The sequence below is a fragment of the Maricaulis sp. genome (assembly GCF_039978735.1).
Lineage (GTDB): Bacteria > Pseudomonadota > Alphaproteobacteria > Caulobacterales > Maricaulaceae > Maricaulis.
On the sequence record NZ_JBDWAS010000052.1, the window covers coordinates 42,033 to 61,320 of the forward strand.

Below are 19,288 nucleotides of genomic sequence, written 5' to 3' on the forward strand. Positions count from 1 at the left end.
TTTTGTGCTGCAGACGCAAAAATCGCGCCAGTTGCGGAGGTAATGCGCACAATCCGCCACCGCTTGCCAGATGCAATTTGTCTACTTTTCGTGAAATCTGATTGTCAGCGAACGGGTTCCATCACTTCAGCGGCCTTCGAACAACGTCCGGAATATACCGGCAATCCGTTCGGCAGCCCTGCCGTCCAACGCCGCGAAGGGCTGGAGATGGGGCCGGCTTTCCGCCGGCTGCGTCATCGCCTTCCGGATCGCGCGGGCGAGCTGCTCCGGATTGGTGCTTCCCTTGTACTGGCTCGGGAGTTCCAGCATTTCGGGCCGTTCGACATGGTCGCGTACGACGACACAGGGGCAGGCAAGGACACCGCATTCTTCCTGCAGCCCGCCGCTGTCGGTCACAACCACACGCGATCCGGAAATCAGATCCAGCATATCGAGATAGCCGGCGGGTTCCCGGAAGATCAGCTGCCCGGCCCAGCCCGGACGCAAGGACAGCACAAGCTCAAGTGTCGGACGGGTCCGGGGGTGGACAGGGAAGAGAATGGGAAGATCGCCAGCGCCGCTCGCGATGGCCTCGAGCAGACCGGAGAGTGTCTCCGCAGAGTCGACGTTCTCGGGTCTGTGAAGGGTGAGGGTCAGATAGCCTTGCAGCTGAAGACCGAGAGCCCGGGCAGTGCCACGCGTGCGCGCTTGTTCAATCTTCTGCAGGGCACAATCGGCCATCAGTGAACCGACCACATGAACGACGTCGGGCGATATGCCCTCCCGGACGAGATTGTCGCGATCCCGTTGGTCCACGGCGAAGTAAAGATCCGCGACCGCATCGATCAGGCGCCGGTTCTGTTCTTCCGGCATTGCCAGGTTTCCGGATCTCGCCCCGGCCTCGATGTGTGCCAGCGGAATGGATCGCATTTTTGCTGCCAGTGCTGCGGCAAGGGCTGTGTCAACGTCCCCGATGCTGACCACCCAGTCCGGGGACAAGTCGGAAAACGCCTCGCTCAGCCCGTCGATGAAGCCCGCCAGACGGTTTGCCCGCCCCTCCCAGGTGCAAGCGCCGAGATGCCATGCCGGGGCGGGGATATTGAGCGCTTCGAAAAGCGCGGAATCCATCGCCGGATCGCTGTGCTGTCCCGAATGCACGATGCTGTGCCGGATCATTGAGGCTTGCCCTTTGAAGGCTCTGACGAGTGGCGCCAGCTTCATCAGGTTTGGGCGGGCCCCGACGACGGTGACGATATGTCCGGTGCTGGGCATGTTTGCTCCGGTCTGGTGTGCCATCCTGGTTTCCGGCGAGAGGCGGCGAGTGGGGTTCGCGTTGAGACTGGACCCGGAAAGCGGGACAAGGCGCCCGGTCTTGGGGGGCTTTAAAAAAGCAGGACCGGCTAGCTATCTGTATTTAATGCCGTGTTACCGAAGAGTCGACATCTCGGCGGCCTGTGCCGCCCTGGCAGAGAAGGCGCCCTCCCTGAAGCGGCACGGCCATTGCAATAACAGGTTGTCGCGATGAGGCAGTTCTAGGTCTGAGAATGCTGCGCTGCCACATCAAACCGATAGAGAATTGAAATAGCTTTTGAGTGTGGATTCTGTGTCTGTATTGTATCAGTTTTCTGAAATTCTCTGGTGTAGTGCGGTTAATCCGGTGCCTTTGGTTGACGCACGTGCGTTCATCGGACACCCTAGTTTTGTGCAGGGGCGAAGGAAAAATTATGTTCATGGGTGGTGAAAAACCCCAAGCCGTCGATCGACGCTTTGCGGGTTTCAGATCCAGATTTGCACCCGGCTTGCCCGGCGCTGCGTTACCATCCGTGGGCGGCGTCTGGAAGCGCGCGTTTGATGTTGCCGGTTCGGCTGGCGCCCTGGTTTTTCTGTCTCCCTTGCTTCTGGTTTTGGCCGTTTTGGTGCGCGCAACGAGCCCCGGTCCCAGCCTGTTCTGGTCTCAGCGCATCGGTCGCGGTGCTGAAGTTTTCGCCATGCCGAAATTTCGCACCATGCGTATCGATGCTCCCGTTCAGGCGCGGGAGAGCATCGAAAATGCGGATGTTCTCCTGACGCCGATCGGCGCCTTTCTACGCAGCAGCAGCCTGGACGAACTTCCCCAGCTCTATTGCGTGCTTGTAGGGCAGATGAGCCTCGTCGGCCCCCGCCCCCTGCTTGTGAACGACCCGGCCGCTCATGCGCGGCTGACGCGTCCAGCCGCCCTGGTCCCGCGGCCGGGCGTGACCGGTCTGGCGCAGGTCCGCGGACGGAACCGATTGAGTGCGCAACGTAAAGTCCGCTATGATGCCCTTTATGGCGCGCGTTGGTCCTGGCGGCTTGATGCCCGGATTCTCGCAGATACGGTCAAGTACGTCGTGCTTCGCAAGGATGTGCTCTGACCGCTGTGCCATAAGCAAAACAATGCGGGGACGCCTGACCATGAAACTCATCTACGTGCTGGCTTGTGCCATTCTTGCGAGCGCTCTCGCCGCGTGTGCGGGGACGCCCGGCGGGCCGATTGCCGGCTCGCAGGGGGCCGTGCCGGACGTCGGTGTCGAGAGTCTCGATACTGACCGCGCCTATCATCTGGCGCCGGGCGACGAGGTTCGTGTCAACGTGTTCGGTGAGAGTAGCCTGTCCGGCGAGTTTGTCGTCGGTTCGGACGGTACGGTGTCCATGCCGCTGGTCGGCCAGGTGCGCGCCGGCGGCTTGACACTTGACGAATTCCGAAACGCCGTCACAACGGCGCTGAGCGACGGGTATCTCAACGATCCGCGGGTCAGTGCGGAGATCCTAAACTACCGGCCGATTTTTATTCTCGGTGAAGTCAACAGCTCTGGCGAATACCCCTACTCCGAAGGGCTTACCATTCTCAATCTTGTCGCTCGCGCAGGCGGTTTTACCTATCGCGCCAATACGCGGACGGTCTACGTCAAGCGCGCTGGAACCGATACGGAAGTCGCTGTTCCGTTGACGGCTGATCTGCGCGTGCTGCCCGGCGATACCGTGAGAATCGGTGAGCGGTTCTTCTAGCCAGTGCCGGGCCGGCCGCTAGATGTCCTGTTCCCCTGGGGCGCCGTCCTTGGGCTTTTCCTGCTGGCCGCCGCCATGCTTGGCGCCGACGAGCCTGCGGCGGGGCTGCTTGTTTCCTCCCTGATACTGGTGGCAACGGCTGGTGCCTGCCTTCGTCCTGCGGTGCGACCATCCCGGCTTGTCTGGTTGATGGTTTGCCTGGTCGGGCTGTTGTATGCGCTGGCGGTGGTCCGCGGATGGGCATCAACCGGGGCGGCCGAATACGCGAGTCTCTTCGCTGCCACCGGCGTCTTTGCAATCGCCCAGGCCGGCGCCCGCGCGCCGGAGCGGGCCACGGTTCTGTGGAATGCGACCCTCTTCGTCGGACTCCTGCTGGGTGTGATTGCGTTTTACGACACGGTCATCACGCCTGAAAAAATCCTCTGGTTGGACAGGCCAAATCCGTCACACCGTCTCGCGACGCCTTTCCTCTCGCCTAATACGGCCGGCACGTTTTTCGGACTGTTCTCAATTCTTGCGATCGGCGGCGCTCTTGAGGCGCTGGCGCGGGGCGTCCGGGCGAAATCGCTCGTCCTGCCGCTGGTAACGCTCATAATCTGCCTGACCTGCATGCTGATGACGGGGTCTCGCGGAGCCCTGTCCGCATTTGCCGTGTCAGCCCTGGTGTTGCTGGCGTGGACCTTTATTGCCGCATGGCGCCGGGGCGACCGGAGAGGTGTCTTGTCGCCATTGGGGCTGCTCGTCGCGAGCGTGCTCGTTGCTGTTTTCTGGCTGTCGGGGAGTGTTGTGTCCGAGCGTCTCTTCGCGGGTATCGACAATGCGGGCGGCAACGCTCGGGTCGTGATGTTTGATGCTTATATCCGTGCAATCGGCGACGCACCGGTTTTCGGCCACGGCCTTGGAGGCTTCGAATTCATCAACGCAAAATCCGCACGCGCTGACAATGCGGCGACCATCATGTACCAGAATGCGGCCCACAATGTCGGTTTGCAATGGATCCTGCAGGCGGGTTTGGCCGGGTTTGCCGGCCTCGCCGTGACTGCGGGGCTGATCGGACGCGACATACTGAGGGGGCTCGACCGCCGCCGCAGTCAGAGACCGCTGATCCGCGCAGTAGCTGTCGGGGTGCTGTTTGTCCTGGGCCATGGCATGGTGGATTTCGCCCTCGAGATACCCGGTTTCATGTGGCTTTTCGCGTGGGTGTTGGGGGTTGGTGCTGGTCTGGCGACCGGCGGCGGGCGAGCGTCGCGCGCAGGGGGGCGCTGGACTGCCATCGCCTTTTCAGCCGTATTTGCGGCCGGCGCATTGCTTTCTGGATCGGCATTTCTCGACCGCGCGCAAGCCCTGTCGATTGCGAACCTCGACGACACGGAATTTTTGGCCGCCTATGGCGATGTCCTGCCGGTGCGAGGCTCCGCCCGGCTCTACACAGCAATCGGCGATCGCGCGCTGGCCATGCAGTTGCGGCGGGCCTCGGTCGCAGCGGTGGCCTATGAACGATCCGTCGAAATGGAGCCAAGAGACGGGCTGGTCTGGGCGAAGCTTTCGATGGCACGGCTTTTGTCGCAACCTGGAGACCCCGCCGCGGTGATTGATGCGCTGCGGCAATCCTATTTCGTCATGCCTTACGCTGACCGCTCTGTCATACGCTGGCGGCTGGATTTCGTTGCGACGGTGTGGGGGTTTTTGCCCGAAGATGTCCGCGCGGCGGCACGTCGGGAGGCGCGTATTGCACCGCCCGCAATTCAGGCGGACTGGGACATCCGTGTTGCCAATCGGTGACATGTGAGTCCCTTAGGCATCTCCGATCGCGAAAAAGACGGTATATCAGGGGATTTGCGTTGGACCGGATTGCAATCCTGCGGTATTAAGAAGTCAGTAGTGTTTATAGGGGGCGCACCATGTCTCACGGAAAATTCATTCTGACGTCGATCATGGCTGTCGGCGCCGTGCTGACTGTTCCTGCGGCCGGTTTCGCTTGGGCGCAGGACTCTGCGGTCGAGGCGGCCTCGGCCGAACTGACGGCCGATGTCCTCGCCGCGGCGTTCCAGGAAGCGGTCGACGAGCTTCCGGAAGATGCCAGCCAGGAAGATATCGAGGCGGCGCTTCAGGAAGTCATTGAGGAATATGAGCCCGATCCGCTGATTTTGGCGGCAGCGCTTGCGATCTTGGCAACCGACAATGCTGACGACGAGACGCTGATTGCTGCGATCACGGCTGTGGCGAACGATCAAGGTGTGCAGCCGCCGGTCGCCGGCGGAGGCGGGAATGGCGCACTGGGCGGCTCCAGCGTTCCGGGCGGCGGAAGCGGCGGAAACTCGGACTACTAACAAGGGGTGTGCACCCGTCTTTGCGTTCAGTCACACCCTGTCACACGGGTGTAGCGACGCGGGGATATGCTGCGCAAAAGGGCATGGAATCGGTTATGAATTTTCCCAAACTGGCCTTGTGCCTTGGCACAGTCATCGCATCCGCTGCCGTCAGCGCGCCCGTTCACGCTCAGGAGGGCGCCGCCGGGGGGATGTTCTCGCGCGACAACAATATCAGCGTGCTTGAGCGCGCCCGCCCCGAATACGGTGGTAACGGGTTCCAGAATGGCGCTTTCATCTTCCAGCCGCAGCTGACGCTGGGCTTGGAGCATGATGACAATGTTTTTGCCACCGCTGCCAATGAGGAGTCCGACACCATTCTGTCGGCTGCTGCTGCGCTCGATGTGACAACGACGTGGTCGCGCCACAGCCTCGATGCGAACTTCGGCGTTACTCAGCGCGAATATCAGGACTTTTCCGACGAAAGCACGTTCGACTGGCAGGCTGGCGTGAGCGGGCGGCTTGACGTTGTCCGCGGAACCTATTTCGAGGCGGGCATCAGCTTTGCTGACGAGACGGAGCCTCGCACGTCTGCCGGAGCGTCCGGGCAGGCCGCAGAACCGGTCGAGTACAGCACCTATAACGCGTTCCTGGGTGCGACGCGGGAATACGGTCGCTGGCGGGCCAATGCCCAGGTCGACTTCACGCCGATCGACTACGAAGATACGACCCTGTTCGGCGGTGCTCCGCTCGACGTCGATTTCCGCGATCACGAATCCCTCGTCTATGCCGTTCGTGGCGATTACGCGGTAAGCCCCGATACATCGGTCTTCGTGCGGGCTGCGGTGAACAATCGCGAATACGATCTGGCTCCGCCGGTTGTCGTCGAGCAACGAGACTCGTCCGGCTATACCGTTGACCTCGGTGCTGATTTCGACATCCGCGGTACGGCGCGCGGTGAAGTGGCGGTGGGTTATACCGAGCAGGATTACGACAGTGCCAGCTTTGACAGCGAGAGCGGGCTCAGCATTAACGCCGCAGTTGAGTGGTTCCCCACCCAGCTGACCACGCTCGGCCTTTCGGCGACCCGTGAAATCCGCGAGTCTGCGGTTGACGTCGCGTCGGGCACCTTCGACACTTCGGTTGTCGCCAGTGTCGACCATGAGCTGCGCCGTGATACTGTCGTTTCGGCAGCGGTCTACTGGTCTGAATCTAGCTTCAACGGTCTCGATCGTACCGATCAGCGCACCGGTTTCAACGCGGGCGTCACCTATCTGGTCAATGCCAATGTGGGGCTGCGCGCCGACTACAGCTATGAAGAGCAGGACTCCGGTGGTTCTGCCGGCATCCGCGATTTCAAGCGCAACGTCTTTGGCGTCCGGCTCGTCCTGCGCCCCTAATCGGCACATTCATGCGTGATTTGACCCGGCCCCGTTCTTGCGGGGCCGGGTCAAATCTGCACGATTATGCTCGGCGGCAAGGGTGGAATGTCGATGTCCGAACTTTCGAACACGTCCCAGAATGATGATGGCATCGATATTCGCGAGCTGCTGAATATCGCGCGCCGGCGCTTCTGGGTGTTTCTGGCTACCGCGGCCGTGGTGTTTGTGGCTGCCACGCTCTACACATCGCAGCAGACGGCCTACTACACGGCGACGTCGAACATTCTGCTGAATGTCCGGCAGAGCCAGGTTATCGACATTGAAGCGGTGGTGTCGGGATTGTCCGGCGATGCCTCCGCTGTGAGTACCGAGATCGAGGTTCTACGCAGCCGCTCTCTTGCGGAAAACGTTGTTGATCGTCTTGATCTGGTGAACGTTCCGGAACTCAATCCCTTTTTGCGAGAGCCGGAAGGTGTCGATGCCTTCAGGAAGTCCGTGCGCGATACGTTGCGCTCTCTTCTTCCGGGTCAGGTCAGTGCGAGAAACGCTGCCACCGAGCCGGATCCCGAAGTCGTCCGGGAAGTTGTTGTAAACGCGGTCCTGTCCCGTGGCGCGGTTGAGCGTGTCCGGGGCACCTATATTCTCGCAATATCCTTCACCGCCGAGGCTCCAGCCTTGGCGCGTGACGTCGCGAACGCCTATGCGGACGCCTATCTCGAGACGCAGCTGGAAGCGAAATTTGAGGCGACCGAACGTGCCAACGCATGGCTCAGTGAGCGTGTCGAAGCGCTTCGCACCGAAGTCAGAACGCACGAGCAAGCCGTCGCGCGTTTCCGCGAAGAGCAAAACCTGATCAATGCAGACGGGTCGACGCTTGCTGAACAGCAGGTCGCCGACATTAACAATCAGCTCGCCGTGCAGCGGGCTGAACTGACCGAGGCCCGGTCGCGGCTTGATAGTGTAAGGGCACAGCTTGATCGTGGCGTAAGTCCCGACACGATCGGCGCCATCATCAATTCCGAAGTGATCCAGGCTCTGCGGATTCAGCGTTCGGAAATTTCCTCGCGGCTTGCGGAACTCAGTTCTCGCTATGGCCCCCGGCACCCGCAGATCGTGACGGCGAACCGGGAGCTGGCGGATATCGAGGCGCAGCTGGATGACGGTATCACCCGTATCCTGTCGAACCTGCAGAACGAGGTTGATGGCGCCCAGGAGCGGGTCCGGTCGCTTGAACAGAGCCTTCGCTCCGCCCGTGGCGAACTGGCGGAGAACAACGCTGCGATCGTTCGCTTGCGGGAGCTCGAGCGTGAAGCTGAGGCGGCGCGCGCGCTGTTTGAATCCTTCCTGACGCGGTTTCGCCAGACCAATGAAGCGGAAAGCCTGACCGAGGCGGACGCCCGCTTGATCGCGGAAGCGCCGCTGCCGCGCAGCCCGAGTGGACCGAACCATTCCCGCAATCTTCTCATCGGCCTCGTCCTTGCGGGGATTGCCGGCGTCGGCACGGTCGCCGTGCTGGAACTCCTCGACGGCGGTCTGCGAACGGAGACGGATATCGAACGGCACTTCGCGCTGCCGCATGTGGCCTCCGTTCCGCGCGTGCAGCCCGGTCTGATCGGGCGCCTGGCGCGCCGGCGTGCAGAACCCGCGAACTATCTCCTCGACAAACCGATGTCAGGCTTTGCCGAAAGCTTCCGGACCATCCGCTCGGCGATCCGGCTCTCGGGCCTGGATCGGCCGACCAAGGTGGTTGCGATTACTTCGGCCCTGCCGGGCGACGGCAAGACCACGACAACCCTGTGCCTCGGCCGAGTGTCCGCAATGGCCGGTAGTTCGACCATTGTCGTCGACTGCGATCTTCGCCGCCGCCTGCTCACGAAGGGGGTTCTCGATGCCGACCCCGAGGCCGGGCTGCTTGAGCTGCTGAGCGGTTCTGCGGATATCGCTGCAACGGTGCGGCGCGACGAGAAGACGGATCTTGACGTGCTGCCCCTCGCCCAGACGACGTTCACGCCCCGTGACGTATTCGGGTCCCAGGCGTTCGAGACGCTTCTTCTGCAACTTCGGGAGCGTTACGACCTGGTGCTTCTGGATACGCCGCCGGTGCTCGCCGTTTCCGACACGCGCGCGATCTCGGCTCTTGCCGACAGCGTGATCGTTGCGGCGCGCTGGAAGAAGAGTGGCGTTGGCATCGTGCGCAAGGCGATCAACGAGTTGCGCGCGTCGAAGGCCGATATTCTCGGGATTGTGCTCAACAATGTGAATATCGAAGCCCAGGCGCGCTACGGATATGACGTCGGCGGGGACTACTATCGTTCCTACAGGAACTACTATACGGACTAGGTCCTCGTTCCAGACTGCCGAAGTATCGCAAGGTCTGCTGCCATGAACTGGCTGAAATCGATCCTGTCGCGAAAACGGCCGGTAGAGCCGCCCGAATGGCCGATCTATGCCATTGGCGACATACACGGTCGCAAGGATCTTCTCGACCGTCTGCTCGCCCGTATATCGGCCCATAATGGCGATCGCTTTGCGGAACTCGTATTCCTCGGAGACTATGTCGATCGCGGACCGGATTCGCGTGCTGTAGTCGAAACGCTCGTGAGCAAGCCTGAGCGCAGCCGCCTTCGCTGGACCTTCCTGAAAGGCAACCACGAAGCCACGCTGATGGATTTCCTGAAGGATCCGTCGGCCGGTCCGGCCTGGTTCCAGTATGGTGGTGGTGAAACGCTGATGTCATACGGTGTCAGACCGCCCCTCCTCAAGGGCGATGACGCTGCCTGGGCAGCGGCCAGCCAGGCATTTGCCGCGGCATTGCCGGGCGCCCACACCGAATTCCTGAGCGCGCTGGAGCTCAGCGCCGACCGCGGTGGCTACATGTTTGTTCATGCCGGGGTCGACCCGGCGCGTCCTCTCGATGTCCAGGAGGAAAAAGACCTGCTGTGGATCCGCGAGTCGTTTCTTGAGGACTCGCGACGGTTGGAGCGGGTTATCGTGCATGGTCACACACCCGAGTCGGTGCCGCACCGCGATGCGCGGCGCATCGGTGTCGATACCGGCGCCTACCAGACGGGTATCCTTACGGCGGCAGTGATCGATAGCGCCGGCGTCGAGTTCCTCTCGACATCCTGATTCCAGTCTTCGGCCAGTACTTCATACGGCGGTTCAGCGGCCCGGCGGGAAGTGCGCGCCTATGTGTCCGCGAATGCTCGAGCGCCGATCCAGGCTGTGTCTCGAATTAATGCTTTAGCAACGATACAAAATTCAAAAATCCCGCATTGATACAATATAAATAGATTAAATACTTAAGTATACATGTTATACATGCGTTTACCCTAACAAGTATTAACTACTTCTATTTTCTATATATTATCGCGACTGCGTCAATCTTCCTGTGTTCTTCCACGGGAGGTTTCAGATGCGCGGTCAGCAATTCGCCGACAACAACAATAACAAGCCGAGCCGTCGCATTCTTCCGACGCTTGTCGCGGCGCTCGCCGGTCTTTCGGCCGCTGCCTGTTCGGCGCACACGGCAGGAGCCCCCCGTCTGACCACCGCCGAGCTGGTCGCTCCGCCACAAGGAGTTTTCGAGTTCTGCATCGGCCGGCTGGATATCTGCGGCCTTGCTTCGGATGAAGGCGAAAGCGGCGACGATGCCGCCAAGACATCGCCGAGCGGCAAGGACGACGACGTTTTCGCCATGACTGACGAAGAACTCCTGGCGGTGGCACATGCTGTCAATGCACGAGTGAATGTCGCGATTACCTATCGCAGCGACCGCGATCAGTGGGATGCCGACGAAGCCTGGGTTCTTCCGATCAGCGAAGCGCAAGTCAGCTATGGCGATTGTGAAGACTACGCGCTCGAAAAGCGTCAGGCCCTGCTGGAACTCGGCGTTCCTGCGTCGCGTCTGGCTCTGGTCACCGGATGGTCCCGGTCAACCGGTATGCATGCCGTTCTGATGCTCCGGATGCCCGATGCTGACTATGTGCTCGATAACAACTCACCCTATCTGCTTCCCGCCGGGGAAACACCGTACCGCTGGCTGAGCCTTCAGCAGGGCGAGAACCTGCTGCAGTGGGCGAGGGTTATCGCGCCGGGACAGATCCTCACCAGTCAGGATGCAAACATTGCGACCGCGGCCGGGCAAGCGACGCGCGAACCCATCTGACTTCGAGACCGGTGGCGGAAAGTAAGCCTGCGGGCGTCGCAAAGATTTCAATTCGTCGCTTTGCCCGCTAGAAACGACCCGTCTGCTTGGCAGGACTGGGGCGGGGCGCAGCGATGCACATACTTGTAACGGTCAACGCGGCCTGGAATGTCCTGAACTTCCGGCGGCCGGTGATCGAGATGTTGCTGGCCGAGGGGCATAAGGTCACAGTGCTGGCCCCACCCGACGACAGTGTCGGCGCCATGGCGCAAATGGGGTGCCGCTTCGAGCCGCTGGAGATGAGCGTCAAGGGGCTCAATCCGCTGGACGACTTCGCCCTGTTCCGGCGCCTGTCCTCGGTATTTGGCCGGCTGCGGCCGGACATCGTGCTCAGCTACACCATCAAGAACAATATCTTCGGCGCGATGGCGGCGCGTGAGGTCGGGATACCTTTCGTTCCCAACGTGACCGGGCTCGGTACGGCCTTTCTTTCAGGCGGCCTGCTTCAACGAATTGCTGAAACGCTCTATCGGCAAGCTTTCGGCGGCTTGCCTGTCGTCTTTTTTCAGAATGAAGACGATCGAGACCTTTTCCTTTCGCGCCGGCTGGCTCGTGCGGAGCAGGCGCGGTTGCTGCCTGGATCGGGTATCAATCTGCAGCACTTTGCCCCCACCGGCCTGCCGTCGTCCAGGATCGGTCCGGTATTCCTGATGATCGCGCGGCTTTTGCGTGACAAGGGGGTCGTCGAATATGTCGACGCCGCCCGCCTCGTCCGGCAGCAAATCCCCGAGGCGGAGTTCCGCGTCCTCGGCGCGGTGGCGTCCCAGAACCGTTCAGCGATCGACCGCGACACCGTCGCGGCCTGGGAAGCGGACGGCGCAATCACATATCTGGGGACCATGCCGGATGTACGACCCGCAATCTCCGAGGCGCATTGCGTGGTTCTTCCCTCCTATCGCGAAGGGGCGCCGCGGACCCTGATCGAAGCTGCGGCGATGGGGCGGCCCTTGATTGCAACGGATGTTCCAGGCTGCCGCTCGGTCGTTGCACATGAGCATACGGGCTTCCTTTGCGAGGTCCGCAGTGCGCAAAGCCTGGCCGAGGCCTGTCTGCGATTTGCGGCCATGTCCCACGACGCGCGCACCGAGCTGGGTCGGGCCGGACGCGCCAAGATGGAAACGGAATACGATGAAGCGGTTGTGGTCCGGGCCTATCGGGGCGTGCTCGACGAGCTCATGAGCGGCCGACGTGCCGGGACCATGTAAAGCGCAAGCTCAGGCCCAAGACGATGTTCTGAATACTTTTTTCCGTGCGCGATATCTTGTCTTCACGTCAGATCAGTCGAGAGTCTCTGGACAGAGTTTCCAATTAAACTAGCATTAACTCTGCGATTCGTTTTTGCGAAATCGTTCGGCCAGTCCCGGCGTGTCAGTGAATTGTTAAAGGGATGGGGTCGAGGATAGGCAGCGTCATCAGGAAGGCCTGCGTCATGTCCCATCCGCTGAAGAAAGCCCATCGCGGCGTGGAGCCGGATCGAGCGGTCCGGGATGCGCGACGTCTTCACGCGGATATCGAGGCCATGTCAGCGGCTGCTTCGCCGGCCCGGGCGCTGGTCGAAGAACTGGAAACGCGCTGGAGCGACACGGTCGGCCTGGCCCCCCGTTGGTCGGCTCGTCGGACACTTGCCTTCATCCTGCTCAGCTGTGGCAGTTTCTGGTTCGCCGTGGCCTGGGGACTTTCCCGCCTTATCGGGTGAGTGGTGGCTGTTTTCCCGCCCTGAAGCTGTGAGCTGGGGCCGCCTTGCGGGCCGGACCTCTCTGCGTATATGTTACTTGCAAAACCATACTCACTTGGGCGGCGGAGTTCCGTCGTCCGGCTGCAAGGACATGAATGATGGCGTCTCCCTCCGCACGGGCTCTCTACGAACAGCACAAGGCACATCTTGAAGCCGGGCTGGCCGCGTGTGCCAGCCGGGCCTATTGGAGCCCCTTTGTCGAGTCGCCCAGCGGCAAGCTGCACGCGCCGGGCCGGGCCGAGGAGGGGCTGGCGCGCTTCCAGGCCTTGCTGGGCAAACCCTATGATCTCGACCAGCCCGGCGAGACCGGGCGGATCGGCCATGAAGTGTCGCCCTATACCGGCCAGCCGCTGGGGATCGACTATCCCGATTGCGACCCGGATGTGCTGTTCGTCGCGGCGCGTCGGGCGATGAAGGGCTGGCAGGCGCTGGATGCGGAGGAGCGGGCGGGGATCTGCTTCGAAATGGCCTTTGCGTTGGAAGAACAAGCCTTTGCCAATGCCCATGCCACCATGCATACGGCCGGGCAGGCCTATCTGATGGCGTTCTCCGGCAGCGGCGCGAACGCGCTCGACCGGGGCGTCGAGGCCCTGGTCTATGCCTACAAGGCGCTGCGGGATGTGCCGGCCAGCGCGGGCTGGAGCAAGTCCTTCGGGCGGAGCGGCGTGGTGTCGCTGGACAAGGCCTACCGCACGCGCGGCCGCGGCGTTGCGGTCGTGGTGTGCTGCGCCACCTTCCCGCTCTGGAACGCCTATCCGGCCGTGTTCGCCAATCTGATGACGGGCAATCCTGTCATCCTGAAGCCGCACCCGAACGGCATCCTGCCGGTCGCTATGGCGGTGACGCGGATGCGCGAGACACTGGTCAGGGCCGGTCTCGACCCCGACATGGTGCTGATGGCGGCGGACGAGCGCGAAGCGCCCGTCACCATCGCCCTGCTGGAGCATCCCGACTGCGCCATTATCGACTATACCGGCAGCCAGCGTTTCGGCCTGTGGATCGAGCAGAATTGCCGCGACCGGCTGGTCTATACCGAAACCGCCGGCTGCAATGGTGTCGTGGTCGAGTCGCTCGCCGATCCCGACGGCATGATTGGCGGGCTGGCGAACGGGTTCTGCGGCTTCTCGGCGCAGATGTGCACCAGCCCGCAAAACGTCCATATTCCCGCCGATGGCGTTGGATTGCCGGACGGCAGTTCGATGAGTTTCGAAGCTTTCGGGCAGGCGCTGGCCGACACGATCGCGGCGCGTACGGCGGATCCGGCGCGGGCCGCCGCCCTGTGCGGTGCGGTCCAGGCGCAGCAATCGCTCGATATCCTGGCGGATGTCCGCAGCCGCGTTCTCGCGGCGGGCGGCAGGGTGGTGCTGGAAAGCCGCGCCTATGCGCATCCGGACTTCCCGGATGCGCGCACCGCGACCCCGCTGGTCGTCGAGGTCGAGGCCTCGCAGACCGAGCTGTTCGGTGAGGAGCTGTTTGCGCCGGTCTGTTTCCTGATCCGCGAGCCGGACCGTGATGCGGCGCTGGCCCATGCCGCCGAACTGGCGCGCACGCGCGGTGCCATCTCCTCCTATCTCTATTCCTCGGATCGCGACTTCATCGAGCGCGCGCAGGACGCCTTCACCGATGCCGGTGCTTCGCTGTGGATCAATATGGACCAGCGCATGCCGATCAATTTCGCGGCAGCCTATTCGGACTATCACGTCACCGGGCTCAACCCGGCCGGCAATGCCTGTCTGGCCGACCTCGCCTTTGTCGCCCAGCGTTTCCGGATCGTGCAATTCCGCGAGCCGCGCCCGGCGGAGGCGGCTCAATGAGCCTCGACCTGGCCGTGCGCAACGGTCTGGATGGCGCGGAAATCCTGCGCCGCTGGATCGATGAGGGGCTGGCGCCCGGCTTTGCGGGTCTTCTGGGCTTCCAGGTGGTCGCGTTCGGCGAAGGAACGGTGCGTCTGGAGTGTCCCGTGTCCGCCCGGCACGCAAACCTGATGGCGGGCGTGCATGGCGGTGTCATGGCGGGCCTGGCGGACGCCGCGACCGGTTGCGCGCTCCTGTCACTCGTCGGGTCCGACGAGCAGTTCGCGACCACCGATTTGCAGATCCGCTATCTGCGGGCCGCGCCGCTGGATGCGGGGCCGCTCACCGTCGAGGCGCGTATCGTCCACAAGGGGCGGCGCATGGCCGTGGCCGAGTGCGAGATGATGACGGGCGAAGGCCGGGTCCATGCGCGCGCCTCGGCGAGCATGATGATCACGCCGCGGCCGCGCTGAACCGTTCCGCGACCTCGCGCCGGACGACCTTGCCGACCGCATTGCGCGGCAGGGCGTCGGTGCGGTGCCACGCCTTGGGCACGGCAACGGCGCCGATGGCGGCCCGCACGGCGTCGCCAAGAGCCGTGTCGCTGACATGCGGATCCGCGACGATGGCCGCCTCGATCCGCTCGCCCCAATAATCGTCGGCCACGCCGAAAACACAGACTTCCTGCACACCGGCAAGACCGGCGAGCACGCGTTCGATCTCCGCCGGATAGATGTTGAACCCGCCCGTGATGATCATCTCGCGGCTGCGGCCGCGAATGTGCAGGAAGCCCTCCTCGTCCAGGAAGCCGCGATCGCCCGTGTCCAGCCAGCCCTCGTCGAGGGGGAAGTTTTCGCCCGTCAGATAGCGGGTGGCGACCAGCGGACCGCGCGCCTGGATGGCGCCGGTCCCGTCCGGGCCGGGATCCTTGATGCGGACCTGCGTTGAAGGGCAGGGCCGGCCGGCGCTTTGCAGCCGCAGGCCGGGTTGCATGTCCGAGGCCGTCATGGCGGTGATCGCCATCGGGGCCTCGACCTGGCCATAGAGCGCTGCGATGTGCGGGCCGAAGGCGGCCTGTGCCGCCTCGATCTGGGCCGGCGGCATGGGCGCGGCGCTGTAGATCAGCTGGCGCAGGGCCGGGAAGCGGTCCGGGCGGGCCTCGCCACTGGAGGCCAGCTTGTTGATCAGGGTGGGCGGCATGAAGGCGATGCTGATGCCTTCGTGCTCCATCGTTTCGAGCACGATCGCCGTGTCGGCGGTGGACAGGATGACCTGCCGTCCGCCCGTCGTCAGCAGGGGAAACAAGAGATGGAAGGCGCCGTGCGACAGCGGGGCCACGGCCAGATTGGTGTCGGCCGGCCCGAGGGCAAAGACGCAAACCAGATCGCTGACGACGGTGGCGATCATCTCCTGTGTCTGGGCGACGGCCTTGGGCGTGCCGGTGGTGCCGCCGGTCAGTTTCACGCTCATCACATGGTCAGGCGCCAGGGCCGGTTGGCGCCAATTGTCAGCGTCGGTCGAGAGGGCGTTGAGACCGTCCGGCGATCCGGCCTCGAACCAGAGCGTCGAGGCGTCGGTCGTGACGCAATCGGCGCAGGCCGTGTCGCAGATCAGGAGGGCCGGGCTGAGGCGCTCACGCACGCCGTCATTGAGGGGACGGGCGCTGCGCGGGTTGAGCGGCAGCCAGGTATGGCCCGACAGGAAGACCCCGATCAGGGCGACGAGGTGTTCGACATGGTTTTTTGCGGCGATGGCGACGATGCGGCCGGTATCCGTGCCCAGCCTGGATTGCAGCCCGGCGGCGAGTGCGCTGCCCCGGCGGGCCAGTGAGGCATAGGTCTCTGTGGCGCCGGTATCGTCGGACGCCGCGACCGCATCCGGTGTGCGGCGGGCCTGCTCCAGAAAGGCGAGGATGACCGGGGTCACGCCGCGCCCTCCAGTACCGACACAACGGTCGCGCCTTCCTCGACATCGAGAAAGCCGCCGCCATTCTCCGCGACTGCGATGCGGGCGCCCTCGACCTGGCGCGTCCCGGCCTCGCCGCGCAATTGCGTGACGAGTTCGTGGATCTGCGCCAGGCCGGTGGCACCGACGGGATGACCCTTGGACACAAGCCCGCCCGAGGGATTGACGGGTGTGCGTCCACCGAGGCGCGTATGACCGGCCTCGGCATGGGGGCCGCCCTCGCCGATCGGGCAGAGGCCGAGATTCTCCACCTGCTGGATCTCGGCATAGGCAGTGGCATCGTGAACTTCGGCGATGTCGATATCGGCCGGAGATATCCCGGCCTGCTCGTAGGCTGCTTTCGCGGTGCGGGCGCCGATATGATTGGCAAAGTCCGCCGCGTCGCGCGTGGTCGCGCTCAGGAGGGCCTGGCCCCGCAGGATGACGGCGCGGGCGCGTGCCGCTGAAGGCAGGGCGCTGTCGGCCATCAGGACCACGGCTGCGGCACCGTCGCTGATCGGGGCACACATCGCGCGGGTCAGCGGCCAGACGACCAGCGGATCGGCCAGCACGGCTTCGACGCTCATCGGCGTGCGGTACTGGGCGAGGGGGTTGTGGGCGGAATGGTCGTGGTTCTTGGCAGCAACGGCGGCAAGCTGGGCCTGGGTCGTGCCGAAGGTCTGCATGTGCAGCCGGGCCAGCGCGGCATAGCTGTCCATGAAGAAGCTGCGGCCCGCCGTGCCGGCACCCCGAAGCTCTTCGGGAACAAGATCGGCGGCCAGGTTCGAGACCGCGGCATGGATATCGTCGATCCGGTGGATGTCCGTGCCGCCCATGAAGGCCGCGGCGACCGCCTCGGGCCGGTCGGGGAAGAACATCTTCTCGGCCCCGACCACGAGCACGGTCTCGAACAGGCCGGCGCGGATCGCCGTCGCCGCCTGCCAGAGCGCTGTCGACCCGCTGGCGCAGGCATTCTCGACATTGCTGACCGGAATGCCCTCAATCCCCGCAGCGCGCAGCGCGATCTGGCCGCGGATCGTGTTCTGACCCTCCAGCATGGGCTGGCGGGTATTGGAAAACCAGGCGGCCTCGATCCGCCCGGCATCGATACCGGCATCGGCGAGGGCCGCCGAAACGGCCTGCGCCGTCAGCGACTTGACGCTGGCGGCGGGCTGTTTGCCCATCGCCGTCATCGCGGTGCCGGCAATGCAGATCCGGGTCATGCGGGTTCCAGCTGCTCGCGCAGTTCCGACCGCACCACCTTGTTCAGCGGATTGCGCGGCAGGGCATCGACCAGAACCAGCTTCTCCGGCCATTTGAACTTGGCCACGCCCTCAGCCTCCAGGAAGTCGGTGACGTCCTTCAGGGTCAGGTTCTCGCCCGGCTTGGGCACGGCAAAGAGGCAGACCTTCTCGCCCATCACCGCGTCGGGATAACCGCAGACGGCGGCTTCCTGGATTTTCGGATGGGCGCTGATGAGCCCGTCCAGCTCTTCCGGCGAGATATTCATGCCGCCCCGGATGATCAGCTCCTTGCGGCGGCCCTTGAAGCGGTAATAGCGCGCCAGATCGCCCTCGCCGGCGATCTCGAACAGGTCGCCCGTGCGGAAATAGCCGTCGGCGTCGAAGACATCCTGGCCGGCATCGTTGAGATAGCCGTCGAACACGTTGGGCCCCCGGATCAGCATTTCGCCGGGCACGCCGGGTTCGAGGATTTCGCGGTCATTGTCGTTCCAGTCGACGAGCTTGGTCTCGAAGCGCTGGCCGAAACGGTTGTCCCAGTCGATGCCCTCGCGTCCGAAGCGCGGGAAGAGCGTGGCGCGCTGTTCCGGATCCGGCACTTCGGCCGGACCGCCGCACAGGCCGATCCCCTCGTTGGAGCCGAAGAAATTGATGATCTCGATCCCGAACTTGTCGCGGAAACCCTTCACCATCCACGGGTCCAGCGGGGCGCTGCCGGAGGCGATATACTTCACTGCCGACAGGTCGAACTTGTCGTGCAGATCGGTGTTCTGCAGGAAGAGGTTCAGCACGGCCGGCGGTGCGATCGTGTAGGCGACCTTTTCGGTGGTGAGCTGGGTCAGGAAGACCGGCAGGTCGAACGGGTGGTGCAGCACCAGCGTCGCCTGGATCCGCGGCCAGTAGAAGAAGAAGCCGGACAGGGCTGCCATATTGGTCATCGGGAAGGGGTTCAGCATCGCCGAGCCCGGTTCCAGCGGCACGGTGTCCTCGATCGCGATGACCTGGGAGAACCAGTGATTATGCGTACGCGGCACGCCTTTCGGTGTGCCCGTGGTGCCCGAGGTCCAGCACACGGTGAAGATATCGTCCGCCTCGCCGGCCGAGGGCATCAGCATGCGCGGTTCGGACGTGTCGATCTCGAGGGCATCCATGCCTTCGCCCGAACCGCCGAACGTCAGGACGGGCACCGTGTCCGGCAGCGCGGCGCTCATGCGCTCTGCAGCGGCCTGGCCCTTGAAGCTTTCAATGCCGACAAAGCCTTTCGCGTTCAGCTCGCGGGACATGTGGCCGATCTCGTGCCGGCCATACTGCATGGGCACCGGGCTGATGATCGCACCCAGGCGCGACAGGGCGAGATAGAGCACCGAAAGCTCGACCGTGTTGGGCAGCTGCACGAGCACGGCATCGCCGCGGCCAATTCGCCTCTGTGCAAGCCGCGCCGCGAGATTGTGCGAGGCGTCGAAAATCTCCTGATAGCTCAGCCGTTGCGGATCCCGGCCGATCAGTGTCCGGCAGTCCGGCGGATCGACAATGGCGATATGGCCCGGGGCTGCTGCGACAGCCTTGTCGAAGGCGGTGTGGAGCGTCTCGTCTCCCCACCAGCCCTTGTCACGGTACTGGCGATGGCGCGCCTCTCGCGTCGTGGCCGTCATTGCGGCTCCTCCCGTCTCG

The 19,288-nt window shown here is 63.5% G+C and carries 16 protein-coding genes; 12 read left to right on the forward strand and 4 right to left on the reverse strand.

Annotation, left to right across the window (positions count from 1 at the left end):
- Nucleotides 1-126: 126 nt before the first annotated feature.
- Nucleotides 127-1,275, reverse strand: a complete 1,149-nt coding sequence (gene wecB, locus ABJO18_RS15440) for a UDP-N-acetylglucosamine 2-epimerase (non-hydrolyzing) (protein ID WP_348507763.1) — start codon at nucleotides 1,273-1,275, stop codon at nucleotides 127-129.
- A gap of 428 nt (nucleotides 1,276-1,703) precedes the next feature.
- Between wecB and ABJO18_RS15445 the strand changes: the two genes are divergently transcribed.
- From ABJO18_RS15445 to ABJO18_RS15500, 12 genes are all read left to right on the forward strand, one after another.
- Nucleotides 1,704-2,372, forward strand: coding sequence for a sugar transferase (locus tag ABJO18_RS15445; RefSeq protein WP_348507762.1), 669 nt, complete (start codon nucleotides 1,704-1,706; stop codon nucleotides 2,370-2,372).
- 40 nt (nucleotides 2,373-2,412) lie between these two features.
- Nucleotides 2,413-3,006 carry a polysaccharide biosynthesis/export family protein gene (locus ABJO18_RS15450; protein ID WP_348507761.1) on the forward strand — a complete coding sequence of 198 codons (594 nt, stop codon included), beginning with the start codon at nucleotides 2,413-2,415 and terminating at the stop codon, nucleotides 3,004-3,006.
- A 75-nt stretch (nucleotides 3,007-3,081) separates the two neighbouring features.
- Nucleotides 3,082-4,788, forward strand: coding sequence for an O-antigen ligase family protein (locus tag ABJO18_RS15455; RefSeq protein ID WP_348507760.1), 1,707 nt, complete (start codon nucleotides 3,082-3,084; stop codon nucleotides 4,786-4,788).
- A 152-nt stretch (nucleotides 4,789-4,940) separates the two neighbouring features.
- Nucleotides 4,941-5,336: a hypothetical protein gene (locus ABJO18_RS15460; protein WP_348507759.1), complete on the forward strand. Its 396-nt coding sequence runs from the start codon at nucleotides 4,941-4,943 to the stop codon at nucleotides 5,334-5,336.
- A 95-nt stretch (nucleotides 5,337-5,431) separates the two neighbouring features.
- Nucleotides 5,432-6,715, forward strand: coding sequence for an outer membrane beta-barrel protein (locus tag ABJO18_RS15465; protein WP_348507758.1), 1,284 nt, complete (start codon nucleotides 5,432-5,434; stop codon nucleotides 6,713-6,715).
- 93 nt (nucleotides 6,716-6,808) lie between these two features.
- A complete protein-coding gene (locus ABJO18_RS15470; RefSeq protein WP_348507757.1) occupies nucleotides 6,809-9,037 on the forward strand; it encodes a polysaccharide biosynthesis tyrosine autokinase in 2,229 nt (742 codons plus the stop codon).
- A gap of 42 nt (nucleotides 9,038-9,079) precedes the next feature.
- A complete protein-coding gene (locus ABJO18_RS15475) occupies nucleotides 9,080-9,826 on the forward strand; it encodes a metallophosphoesterase family protein (protein ID WP_348507756.1) in 747 nt (248 codons plus the stop codon).
- Nucleotides 9,827-10,112: 286 nt separating this feature from the next.
- A complete protein-coding gene (locus ABJO18_RS15480) occupies nucleotides 10,113-10,865 on the forward strand; it encodes a transglutaminase-like cysteine peptidase (protein ID WP_348507755.1) in 753 nt (250 codons plus the stop codon).
- Nucleotides 10,866-10,951: 86 nt separating this feature from the next.
- Complete coding sequence (locus ABJO18_RS15485) at nucleotides 10,952-12,109, forward strand: glycosyltransferase family 4 protein (RefSeq protein WP_348507754.1); 1,158 nt, start codon at nucleotides 10,952-10,954, stop codon at nucleotides 12,107-12,109.
- Nucleotides 12,110-12,333: 224 nt separating this feature from the next.
- Nucleotides 12,334-12,600 carry a hypothetical protein gene (locus tag ABJO18_RS15490; RefSeq protein ID WP_348507753.1) on the forward strand — a complete coding sequence of 89 codons (267 nt, stop codon included), beginning with the start codon at nucleotides 12,334-12,336 and terminating at the stop codon, nucleotides 12,598-12,600.
- Between the two features lie 137 nt (nucleotides 12,601-12,737).
- Nucleotides 12,738-14,453 carry an aldehyde dehydrogenase family protein gene (locus ABJO18_RS15495; RefSeq protein ID WP_348507752.1) on the forward strand — a complete coding sequence of 572 codons (1,716 nt, stop codon included), beginning with the start codon at nucleotides 12,738-12,740 and terminating at the stop codon, nucleotides 14,451-14,453.
- Complete coding sequence (locus ABJO18_RS15500; RefSeq protein ID WP_348507751.1) at nucleotides 14,450-14,905, forward strand: PaaI family thioesterase; 456 nt, start codon at nucleotides 14,450-14,452, stop codon at nucleotides 14,903-14,905. Before ABJO18_RS15495 ends, ABJO18_RS15500 begins: the two co-directional genes overlap by 4 nt.
- Here the strand turns inward: ABJO18_RS15500 and ABJO18_RS15505 are convergent.
- The 3 genes from ABJO18_RS15505 to ABJO18_RS15515 are packed head-to-tail and all read right to left on the reverse strand — an operon-like array spanning nucleotide 14,886 to nucleotide 19,269.
- A complete protein-coding gene (locus ABJO18_RS15505) occupies nucleotides 14,886-16,358 on the reverse strand; it encodes an AMP-binding protein (protein ID WP_348507750.1) in 1,473 nt (490 codons plus the stop codon). The genes ABJO18_RS15500 and ABJO18_RS15505 overlap by 20 nt on opposite strands.
- Nucleotides 16,355-17,599: a thiolase family protein gene (locus ABJO18_RS15510; RefSeq protein ID WP_348507749.1), complete on the reverse strand. Its 1,245-nt coding sequence runs from the start codon at nucleotides 17,597-17,599 to the stop codon at nucleotides 16,355-16,357. The genes ABJO18_RS15505 and ABJO18_RS15510 overlap by 4 nt, the downstream gene beginning before the upstream one ends.
- Nucleotides 17,596-19,269: a class I adenylate-forming enzyme family protein gene (locus ABJO18_RS15515; protein ID WP_348507748.1), complete on the reverse strand. Its 1,674-nt coding sequence runs from the start codon at nucleotides 19,267-19,269 to the stop codon at nucleotides 17,596-17,598. Before ABJO18_RS15515 ends, ABJO18_RS15510 begins: the two co-directional genes overlap by 4 nt.
- Nucleotides 19,270-19,288: the final 19 nt, after the last annotated feature.